Raw genomic sequence first — 10,373 nt, forward strand, 5'->3', positions numbered from 1 at the left:
GGCCGTGCGCCTCAGAAAAGTGGCGTCGCTCCGCCGCTGTTCGCTGTGAGCGGGCTGCCGTAGGCGGCGGGGAGCGGGAGGCCGAGGTGCTCGTAGGCGCCCGGGGCCGCGACCCGCCCACGCGGCGTGCGCAGCAGCAGGCCGCGCTGCAGGAGATAGGGCTCGTAGACGTCCTCGATCGTCTCGGGCTCCTCCCCGACGCTCACCGCGAGGGTCGTGAGCCCGACCGGCCGGCCGGCGAAGTGCACGCAGAGCATCTCGAGGAGGCGGCGGTCGAGGCGGTCGAGCCCCGCGTGGTCGACCCCGAAGAGCTCACAGCCGCGGCGCGCCGCCTCGAGGGTGATCACCCCCTCCTCGCGGACCTCGACGAAGTCGCGGACCCTGCGCAGCAGGCGGATCGCGAGGCGCGGCGTGCCCCGCGACCGGGAGGCGATCTCGCGCGCCCCGCCGAGGTCGCACTCGACGTCGAGCAGCCGACCGGTACGGGTGACGATCTCCTCGAGCTCGTCCACCTGATAGTGCTCGAGGCGCTCGACGAAGCCGAAGCGGTCGCGCAGCGGGCCCGTGACGAGGCCGGTGCGCGTCGTCGCGCCGACGAGCGTGAAGCGCGGAAGGCCGAGGCGGACCGAGCGGGCCGTCGGCCCCTTGCCGATCACGATGTCGATCTCGCCGTCTTCCATCGCGGGGTAGAGGATCTCCTCGACGGTGCGGTTCAGGCGGTGGATCTCGTCGATGAAGAGCACGTCGCCCTCGCCGAGGCCGGAGAGGATCGCCGCGAGGTCGCCGCCGCGCGAGAGCGCCGGACCGGAGGTGATCCGCAGCCCCGCCCCCATCTCGGTGGCGACGATCCCCGCGAGGGTCGTCTTGCCGAGGCCCGGGGGGCCGCCGAAGAGGAGGTGGTCGACGGGCTGCTCACGGCGGCGGGCCGCCTCGAGGACGATCGCCAGGTGCTCCTTCAACGCCCGCTGGCCGACGAAGTCCGCGAGCCGACGCGGCCGCAGGCCGGCCTCGATCGCCTCCTCCTGGGGGTCGGCGACGGCCGAGACGGCGCGCGCCGCGTCCTCGAGCTCATCGCCGCCGACCACGACGCGCCGCGGGCTCACCGCTGCGGCGCCAACGCGGCGAGCGCCTCGCGCAGCAGCGCCTCCACCGCCCCCTCGGGCGGGAGGCCCTCGAGGACGGCGCGGATCTCCTCGTTGCGGTAGCCGAGGGCGAGGAGCGCCTCGCGCACCTCGCCGCGCCCGCCCGCGTCCGAGCCCGCGGCGCTCGGCACGAAGGCGGGGGCGAGGACCTCGAGGCGCGAGGAGAGCTCGATGCACAGCCGCTGCGCGGTCTTGCGGCCGATCCCCGGCACGAGACAGAGCTGGTCGAGGTCGGCCTCGCTCACCGCCTGGGCCAGCGAGGCGGGCGTGTGCACCGAGAGGATCGCGAGCGCGAGCGCCGGGCCGACGCCGTGCGCGGTGATCAGCAGCTCGAAGGCGCGGCGGCCGGCGCGGTCCCCGAAGCCGTAGAGGGTGAGCTCCCCCTCGCGCACGTGGGTGTGGATCGAGAGCGCGACCGGGTCACCGAGCGGCGGCAGCGCGACCGCCTCGCGCGCGCCCACGAGGACGCGGTAGCCGACGCCCTGCACGTCGACCTCGACCTCGACGGCGTGGTCGCCGGAGGGCTCGACGGCGGCGACCGAGCCGGTGAGGGCGCCGATCACCGTGGCACCGCCGAGGTGAGGCGCTGCGCCGCGAGGTGGCAGAGGGCGAGGGCGAGGGCGTCGGCGACGTCGGGAGGGCGGGGCACCTCCGCGAGGCCGAGGAGGCGGGCGACCATCTCCTGCACCTGCTCCTTCGGGGCGGCGCCGTAGCCCGTGACGGCGAGCTTCACCTCGTTCGAGGAGTACTCGACCACCGGCAGCCCCGCCTGCGCCGCGCAGAGCAGGGCGATGCCGCTCGCCTGGCCGACCGACATCGCGGTGCGGGCGTTGGTCTGGAAGAGCACCCGCTCGACGACGACGACCTCCGGCCGGCACTCGGCGATCACGGCGGTGAGCTCGACCTGCAGCTCGGCGAGGCGTTCTGGCAGCGGGGTGTCGATCGGTGTGGTGATCACGCCGGCGGTCACCGCGCGCTCGTTGCCGGCCTCACGGGCGACGCAGCCGTAGCCGCAACGGGACAGGCCGGGGTCGACCCCGAGCACAAACATGCGTTCGATGGTACCGGGCGGCGGCACCGGGGCCGGGGATCCCCGCCGGGAGCCCCGCGGCGATCGCCGACGCGCCCTCAGGCGTCGACGGCGACCTTCTCGAGCACGGCGTCGGGGATGTCGAAGTTGGCGACGACGTTCTGCACGTCGTCGTGGTCCTCCAAGAGCTCGAGGAGGCGGAGGACCTTCTTCGCCTCCCCCTCCTCGTTGACCTCGACGACGCTCGTCGGGAGCAGCTGCACCTCGGCGGAGTCGATCGGGATCCCCGCCTCCTCGAGGGCGCTGCGCAGGCCGCCGAGGAGCGTCGGCTCCGCCGTGAGCACCCACAGCTCGCCTTCGTCGGCGAGGTCCTCCGCGCCGGCCTCGAGCACCACGCCCATCAGGTCGTCCTCGGCGACGCTGTGCGGCACCGAGACGACCGCCTTGCGCGCGAACTGCCAGGCGACGGCGCCCGGCTCGGCCATCGAGCCGCCGTTGCGGGAGAACAGCGCGCGCACCTCGGCGCCGGTGCGGTTGCGGTTGTCGGTGAGGGTCTCGACGATCACCGCCACGCCGCCGTGCGCGTAGCCCTCGTAGGAGATCGCCTCGTAGCGGACCCCCTCGAGCTCGCCGGTGCCGCGCTTCACCGCCCGCTCGATCGTGTCGAGGGGGACCGAGGCGTCACGCGCCTTCTGGAACATCGTGCGCAGCGTGGCGTTGGCGTTGACGTCGCCGCCCCCCTCGCGCGCCGCCACCTCGACCTGGCGGATGAGCTTCGCGAAGAGCTTGCCGCGCGCCTTGTCCTTCGCGCCCTTCTGGTGCTTTGTCGTCGCCCATTTCGAGTGGCCGGACATCGTTGTCTCCTCGGGTCGTCAACTTCGAAGGTCAGAGCTCGGCGAGCGCCGCAGCCCGCAGCTCGAGATCGAGGACCCCCGCCACCACCGGCAGTGAGGGGCCCTCGTCGAGGGGTGCGCACCAGAACGGCGCGGTGAGGCGGGCGAGGCGCTCGCCCACCGCCGCCGGGCGGCGGGAGGGGGCGGCGGCGAGTTTCTCGAGGGCGCCGCGCAGCCCCGGTGGGTAGCGGGTCATCGAGGCGCCGAGCTGGTCGGCGCCGAACTCGCGCCGTGGGTCGCCCGTGCGCCGCAGCAGCCGGCTGCCGCCGGCGAGGGGCGCGAGCGGGCCGAGCAGGCGCATCGCGAGGCCGGCGGCGCTCGTGTCGCCGCGCTTTAGGTGGGCGAGCTCGTGCGCGACGAGGCCCTCGAGCTCGAGGCGGTCGAGGCGGTCGAGGGCGCCGCTCGTGATCACGAGGTAGGCGCCGCGGCGCGGGCTCCCGAGCGTGATCGCGTTCGCCGCAGGATCCTCGAGGACGAGGAGGGAGGGCGTGGCGAGGCCGTAGGCGACGCACAGCCCCTCGACGACGTTCACGAGTCGCGCGTCGCCGGCCGCGCTGACGGGGCGGCCGGCGAGCGCGGTGACGAGCCGCTGCGGGGCGCCGAGGCGGGCTCCCGCCGCCAGCAGGACGCCGGCACCGACGACGAGGAGGATGCCGAGGAGCACGATGCCGAGGGCGAAGGCGACGATCGCGACGAGCACGACGACCACCGGCAGCGCGAGCAGGAGGCGCCCGGACAGCGGCCGCGCCGCGGTCGCGAAGGGCAGCACCGCGGGCGGCAGGCTCGGGCGCGGCGCCGGGATGCTGCGGGGGGCACCGCGCGGCGCGGGGCGGCGGCGCTGGCGGGAGCGGTTGTCGGTACTCATCGGGCGGATTCTACGGCCTGCACCGGGGCCCCCCCGGCGGGGTCAACGCGCGCGCCCGCGGCCGAGCGCCCGCTCGTAGCAGGACTCGTAGGCCGCGGCGAGCGCCGAGAAGGAGTGCTCCGCGGCGCGGGCGCGCCCCGCGGCGCCGAGCCGGCGGACGAGCTCGGGCTCGGCGAGGAGCCGCGCGAGCCCTTGCCGCAGCGCCTCGGGGTCCCCGGGCGCGACGTAACACGCGCTCTCGCCACCTGCCTCGCGGTAGCCGGGGAGGTCCGAGGCGACCACCGCACAGCCCGCCGCCATCGCCTCGAGAAGGACGACGCCGAAGGACTCGCCGCCGAGCGAGGGGGCGGCGAAGAGCTGCGCGCCGCCGAGGAGGGCGGCGAGCGCGTCGTCGTCGATCCTTCCGAGCCAGCGCACCCGGGGATCGGCGCAGTCGCGCTCGAGGCGCGCCCGCTCGGGGCCGTCGGAGACGACGAGCAGCTCGAGGTCGTCGCCTTCGAGGCCGGTGAAGGCGCGGAGCAGCACCTCGAGGCCCTTGCGCTGCTCGTGACGGCCGACGAAGGCGATGCGGCGGGCGCCGCCGGTAGGGGCCGCCGGTGGCGCCGAGAAGCGCTCGGGGTCGACGGCGTTGTGGAGGACCTCGTCGGGCGCCCGGCCGGTCACCGCCTCGAGGGTCGCGGCGGCCGCTAGGGAGACGGCGACGCGCCCGTCGAGACGCGCCGCCAAGCGGGCGAGGAGCGGCCGCAGCGAGCGGTAGCCGCGGCCCGCGCCGGCGCGGTGGAAGGTCCCGACCAGCGGCGCGCCGACGGAAAGGCCGGCGAGGCCGACGAGCGGGACGAAGGGCTCCTCGAGGTGCACGACGTCGGGGCGGAAGCGGCCGAGCGCGCCGCGGGTGCGCGAGAGGACCGAGAGGCCGAGCGCCAGGGGGGCGACCGAACCGTTGGCCGGCACGGCGCGCGTCGCTCCGAGGTCGACCACCGGAAAGGCCCCGCCGCGAGCGCCCGCCGCGCCCGGCGCGAGGAGCGCCACCTCGTGGCCGCGGCGCGCGAGCGCTCCGGCGAGGCCGAGGCTCTGGCCCTGCACCCCGCCCGGGACGTCGAGGGCGTAGGGGCAGACGATCGCAACCCTCACGCCCCCTCCAGCGGGGCGTCGGCAGGCCAGTTCGGCTGGAAGACGTGCCACTGCGCGGGGTCGCGCGCGATCAGCCCCTCGAACGCGCCCGCGAGGTCGGCGGTGACGCGCCGCACGTCGTCGCGCAGCCGCCCGCGGCGGGCCGTGTCGAGGGGTGCGAGGAAGGCGAGGCGGATGCCGCCGTCGGGCTGCAGGTAGGTGCCGACGGGGACGAGTGGCGCGCCGCTGCGCAGCGCGAGCAGCGCCGGCCCGCCCGGCAGGCGGGTCGTCGCACCGAAGAAGTCGACCTCGAGGCCGTCGCCGACGAGGTCCCGGTCGGCGACGAGGGCGACCGAGCCCCGCCCCTCCAAGACGCTGAGCAGCTCGGTCGCGGTGCGCGGACCGAGCGCGAGCACCTGCAGGCCGAGCGCGCTGCGCACCTTGGTGAAGAACTCGCTCAGCCGCTCGGTGCTAGCCGGCTCGACGACGGTGGTGAGGTCGAGGCCCTGGCGCACGCACCAGAAGCCCCCGCACTCCCAGACACCGAGGTGCGGCAACGCGTAGAGGACCGACGAGCTGCGGAAGAGCTCGAAGTGCTCCCGCCCCTCGATCGTGACGCGTCGGTCGATGCCCCTTCCGTCGCGCCGGCTCAACCGCGCGGTGACCGCCCAGTAGCGGCCGTACTGCACGAAGGCCTCGGTGACGAGCGCCTCGAGGCGCGGGTCGTCAGCTCGGGGGGCACCGCCGTCGCCGAGGACGTGGGCGAGGTTGGCGGCGACGGCACGGCGGCGCTCAGGCGCGCGTCGCGCCGCCAGGCGGCCGCCGGCGGCGCCGAGGAAGAGGACGAGGCGGCGCGGCAGGAGACGGAGCAGCGCCGCGCCGCCGCGGTAGAGGAGGTAGGTGCGGTTGATGCCGCCGGCCGCCACTCGCTACTCCTCGACGGTGCGGGGAGAGGTCAGCGGCCGCCGTCGAAGCGCTCGCGCAGCGCCAGCGCGGCGCGGCGCCGCCCGCCGGCGCGACGGCCGACCGGGGCTGCGGCGCGCTCGCTGCCGAGCACCTTGCGCAGACGGGTCCCCGCCGGCTCGAGGCTGCGGCGGCTGCGGGTGTTGCGGCGGCTGCGCGCCCGGCCGCTCTCCCGCCAGGCCCGCCACTGGCTCTCCATGCGGGCACGCCCGAGCGCGGGGCGGGGTGGGACCCCGCCGGCGATGCGCCACACCCGGACGAAGCGCCCCGCCGCGGTAGCGATGCAGAGTGCCAGCAGCACGAGCAGCAGCGAGATGAGCACGACGTGGAAGAAGAGCGCGACGCCGAGGAGGATCAGCCGCTCGGCGCGCTCCATGAGGCCGCCGCGGGCGTTGAAGCCGAGCGACTCGGCTTTCGCGCGCTCGTAGGAGATGAGCGCGCTGACGGCGAGGATGGCGACCGGAAGGATTGCCTCGCGGGGCTGCGCGCCGAGGAGCAGGTGCCAGGTGAGGCCGCCGAAGACGAGGCCGTCGGAGATCCGGTCGGCGACCGAGTCGAAGAAGGCGCCGCGCGCCGACGCGCTGCCGGCGGCCTTCGCGACGATGCCGTCGAGGGCGTCCATCAGCCCGCCAGCGGTGAGCAGGAAGACGGCGGCGAAGAGGTGCCCGAAGCCGATGAGCACCGCGGTGGCAGCGGCGAGGGCGATGCCGACGAGCGTGACGGCATCGGCGGTCACGCCGATGCGGACGAGCACCGTGCCGAGGCGCCACCACGACTGGGCAGGGGCGTCGGTCACCTGCTGGGGGGCCGTCGCAGTGCGGCGACGGCGGCCGTCGATCATCGATCCTCCCTGCTGAACCGCTACGAGGTTACCACCGGAGGGAGCCGCGGCCCGGTTTCCACGGCGGCCGCTCCCACCTCAGGTGCTCGGGAGCTTGCGCCAGGCCTCGGCCACGGAGAGGTCGCCGGTGCGCTTCAGCGCCTCGGGCGGGAGGCGGTTCCAGGTGTAGAGGAAGAGCTCGGAGGCGGCGCCGACGAGGACGACGTCGGCGGGGCCGCGGCCGTGCCGCCAGCGCAGTCGCCCCCGCTCCACCTCGACGACGAAGGCGGCGGGAGCGTCCTCGCAGATCAGACAGACGGTGCCGCCGAGCGAGGCCGAGGAGCCCTCGCCGAGGTCGCTCGCGAGGTGCACCGCGATCCGCTGCTCGATGCCGTCGATCGCGAGCTCGAGCTCGACGGGGAGGGGGCGGCCCTGGCTCTGCTCGCCGTCGACGCGGTGCACCGCCGTCTCGATCGCCAGCTGGCGGGCGACCCAGGCGGTCGTCAACTCCTCGCCGCTCCAGTTCCAGCAGGGCGCCTCCGGGCCGGCGGTCCGCAGCTCGGCGACGAGGCGGTCGGCGTTGGCCGCGACCGCCTCGGGGTCGCACTCCTCGACGGTCTCGGTCATCTCCTCGGGGTCGCCGGCGGCGACCTGCTCGGCCCAGAACTCGAGCGTCGCGGCAACGTGGCCGAGGAGCTCGCGTGCCGTCCAGTTCGGGCAGGCGGGGACCTTCTTGTCGAGGTTCGCGGCGCGGTCGAGGTCGGCCGCGAGCAGGCTGTCGAGGCGGTCCGCCTCCTCCGCGATGGCGTCCAGGTAGGAGGCGAAGGCGAGCCTCACTCCGGCCAGCTCGCGCGCAGCTTGGCGAAGGACTCCGACAGGGCCTCGGGGAGGACCCGCACCGAGGCGATCGTGGTCATGAAGTTCGTGTCGCCCACCCAGCGGGGCAGCACGTGGAAGTGCAGGTGGCCGGGGATCCCCGCACCACCGGCGCGGCCGAGGTTGGCACCGAGGTTCACCCCGTCGGGTGCGTAGGCGGCGCGCACGGCGGCGAGCGCCCGCTGCACCTCGGCCCACAGCTCGAGCGACTCCCCGGGGTCGAGCTCCTCGGGCTCGGAGAGGTGCCGCAGGGGCATCACGAGCACATGGCCGCTCGCGTAGGGGTAGGCGTTCAGGAGCGTCGCCGCGCCGCTCGAGCGGTGGACGAGGTGGCGCTCCTCGTCGGGGGCCCCCGAGGCGAGGATCGCGCAGAAGACGCACTCCCCCGCGGGCCCCTGCTCGGCGTCGGCGCCGCTCGCCGCGACCTCGGAGAACGAGTTCACGTAGTCCGAGCGCCACGCCGCCCACAGGCGGTCGAGCGTCACGCCCCGACCCGGTCCTCGGGGCTCGCGCGACGGCTGATCTCGTCGGTGATGCGGGCGATGAAATCGCCGACGGACACCCCTCGCTCGGGGGCCGCCGAGCTGCGCGCGTTCACACCCACGGTACCGGCCGCGAGGTCGTCCCCGCCGACGACGAGGATGTAGGGGAGGAGCTCGTTCTTCGCCCGGTGGATGCGCGCCCCGAGGGGCTCGCTCGCCTCCTCGAGGTCGGCGCGCACGCCCGCCGAGCGCAGCTGCTCGGTGACCTCCGCGGCGTAGTCCCCGTGGTCGTCGCGCACCGGCAGCACGCGCGCCTGCACCGGGGCCAGCCAGGTCGGGAACTTGCCGGCGTAGTGCTCGAGGAGGACGGCGAAGAAGCGCTCGACGGAGCCGAACAGGGCGCGGTGGATCATGATCGGCTGGTGGCGGCTGTTGTCCGAGCCCACGTAGCTGAGGCCGAAGCGTTGCGGCAGCTGGAAGTCGACCTGCACCGTCGACAGCTGCCAGGTGCGCCCGATCGCGTCGCGCGCCTGCACGGAGACCTTCGGCCCGTAGAAGGCGCCACCCCCCTCGTCGAGGACGAGCGCGAGGCCGAGCGCCCCGGCGGTGCGCTCGAGCGCGGCGGTCGCCTCCTCCCACTCCTCGTCGCTCCCGACGGCCTTGCCCGCGGGCTTGGTCGAGAGCTCGAGGTAGAAGTCGTCGAGGCCGTAGTCGCGCAGCATCGAGAGCACGAACTCGAGCAGCGAGACGAGCTCTTGGTCCATCTGCTCACGGGTGCAGAAGATGTGCGCGTCGTCCTGGGTCATGCCGCGCACGCGCGTCAGGCCGTGCACCACGCCGGACTTCTCGTAGCGGTAGACGGAGCCGAACTCGAAGAGGCGCATCGGCAGCTCCCGGTAGCTGCGCTGGCGGCTCCGGTAGATGAGGATGTGGAAGGGGCAGTTCATCGGCTTCAGGTAGTAGCGGTGCTCCCCGTCGAGCTCCATCGGCGGGAACATCCCCTCCGCGAACCAGTCGAGGTGCCCCGAGATCTCGAAGAGCTCGGACTTGGTGATGTGCGGGGTGTTGACGAACTCGTAGCCGCCCGCCGCGTGGCGCTCCCGGGAGTACTCCTCCATCACCCGGCGGATGAGGCCGCCCTTCGGGTGGAAGACGGCGAGGCCGGAGCCGATCTCGTCGGGGAAGGAGAAGAGGTCGAGGTCGACGCCGAGGCGGCGGTGGTCGCGCTGCGCGGCCTCCTCGAGGCGCTCGAGGTGCTCGGCGAGCTCGCGGGCGCTCGCCCAGGCGGTCCCGTAGATCCGCTGCAGCTGCGGGCGGTGCTCGTCGCCGCGCCAGTAGGCCCCGGCGACGCGCATCAACTTGAAGTGACCGAGGCGGCCGGTCGAGGGGACGTGCGGACCGAGGCAGAGGTCGACGAAGCGCTCGTGGTTGCGGTAGAGGCTGACCTGCGCGGCGCCCGCCGCGACCTCGCCGGCGAGCTCCTCGTCGCTGCCGCCCGCGGCGCGCACCCCCTCGATGATCTCGGTCTTGAAGGGCTGGTCGGAGAAGAGGGCGAGGCCCTCGTCGACGGTGTGCTCCTCGCGCACGAAGGGCTGGTCCTCGGCGATGATCTCGCGCATCTTCTCCTCGATGCGCGGCAGGTCCTCGTCGGTGAAGCGCCTCCCGTCGGGGAGCTCGAAGTCGTAGTAGAAGCCGTCGGCGATCGCTGGGCCGATCGCGTAGTGCGCGCCCGGCCAGAGCGCGAGCACCGCCTGCGCGAGGACGTGTGCGGTCGAGTGGCGGAGCACGTGGGTGCCCTCCGGGCTCTCGGCGGTGACGATGCGCACGCTCTCGTCGGCTCGCAGCACGAAGTTCAGGTCGACGAGGTCACCGTCGACCTCGGCGGCCACGGCGGCGGCGCCGAGGCGCGCGCCGATCGCGGAGGCGAGGTCGCCGATCGTCGACCCCTCGGAGAGGTCGCGGCGGCTGCCGTCGGGTAGGACCACGCTGATCATCGGTTCGGACAGCCGGGCACGGAGCCGGTTCCTCCTCTCGACGGGTCCGCCTCTGCCCGTATCTGGCGTCAGCCTACCGAGGGCCGCTCGCGGCGATCGACGAGGGGCCGTGCTCAGCCGAGCTCGACGCCGAGCAGCGCCGCCGCCGCCGAGACGCCGCGCCCGGCGGCCGCCTCCTCGTCGATCGCCGCGAGCGCG

The 10,373-nt window shown here is 74.8% G+C and carries 11 protein-coding genes; all 11 read right to left on the bottom strand.

Annotation, left to right across the window (positions count from 1 at the left end; genetic code table 11):
* Positions 1-11: 11 nt before the first annotated feature.
* On the bottom strand, positions 12-1,103 hold the full coding sequence (gene ruvB / locus VNF07_09925; protein ID HVB06547.1) for a Holliday junction branch migration DNA helicase RuvB: 1,092 nt from the start codon (positions 1,101-1,103) through the stop codon (positions 12-14).
* Complete coding sequence (ruvA, locus tag VNF07_09930) at positions 1,100-1,705, bottom strand: Holliday junction branch migration protein RuvA (GenBank protein HVB06548.1); 606 nt, start codon at positions 1,703-1,705, stop codon at positions 1,100-1,102. The genes ruvB and ruvA overlap by 4 nt, the downstream gene beginning before the upstream one ends.
* On the bottom strand, positions 1,702-2,193 hold the full coding sequence (gene ruvC, locus VNF07_09935) for a crossover junction endodeoxyribonuclease RuvC (GenBank protein HVB06549.1): 492 nt from the start codon (positions 2,191-2,193) through the stop codon (positions 1,702-1,704). Before ruvC ends, ruvA begins: the two co-directional genes overlap by 4 nt.
* 77 nt (positions 2,194-2,270) lie before the next feature.
* Entirely contained in the window at positions 2,271-3,026 is a 756-nt protein-coding gene (locus tag VNF07_09940) for a YebC/PmpR family DNA-binding transcriptional regulator (GenBank protein ID HVB06550.1), read from the bottom strand.
* 31 nt (positions 3,027-3,057) lie between these two features.
* Positions 3,058-3,930, bottom strand: coding sequence for a M48 family metalloprotease (locus tag VNF07_09945; protein ID HVB06551.1), 873 nt, complete (start codon positions 3,928-3,930; stop codon positions 3,058-3,060).
* A 42-nt stretch (positions 3,931-3,972) separates the two neighbouring features.
* A complete protein-coding gene (locus tag VNF07_09950) occupies positions 3,973-5,061 on the bottom strand; it encodes a glycosyltransferase family 4 protein (GenBank protein HVB06552.1) in 1,089 nt (362 codons plus the stop codon).
* Entirely contained in the window at positions 5,058-5,966 is a 909-nt protein-coding gene (locus VNF07_09955; GenBank protein ID HVB06553.1) for a hypothetical protein, read from the bottom strand. The genes VNF07_09950 and VNF07_09955 overlap by 4 nt, the downstream gene beginning before the upstream one ends.
* Before the next feature lie 29 nt (positions 5,967-5,995).
* Positions 5,996-6,844 (bottom strand): CDP-alcohol phosphatidyltransferase family protein, encoded by an 849-nt coding sequence (locus tag VNF07_09960; GenBank protein ID HVB06554.1) that lies wholly within the window; start codon positions 6,842-6,844, stop codon positions 5,996-5,998.
* A gap of 78 nt (positions 6,845-6,922) precedes the next feature.
* Positions 6,923-7,660 carry a maleylpyruvate isomerase family mycothiol-dependent enzyme gene (locus tag VNF07_09965; GenBank protein ID HVB06555.1) on the bottom strand — a complete coding sequence of 246 codons (738 nt, stop codon included), beginning with the start codon at positions 7,658-7,660 and terminating at the stop codon, positions 6,923-6,925.
* Complete coding sequence (locus VNF07_09970; protein HVB06556.1) at positions 7,657-8,184, bottom strand: HIT domain-containing protein; 528 nt, start codon at positions 8,182-8,184, stop codon at positions 7,657-7,659. Before VNF07_09970 ends, VNF07_09965 begins: the two co-directional genes overlap by 4 nt.
* Positions 8,181-10,175, bottom strand: coding sequence for a threonine--tRNA ligase (gene thrS, locus VNF07_09975; protein ID HVB06557.1), 1,995 nt, complete (start codon positions 10,173-10,175; stop codon positions 8,181-8,183). Before thrS ends, VNF07_09970 begins: the two co-directional genes overlap by 4 nt.
* Positions 10,176-10,373 lie beyond the last annotated feature (198 nt).

Source organism: Acidimicrobiales bacterium, from assembly GCA_035533595.1.
Lineage (GTDB): Bacteria > Actinomycetota > Acidimicrobiia > Acidimicrobiales > Bog-793 > DATLTN01.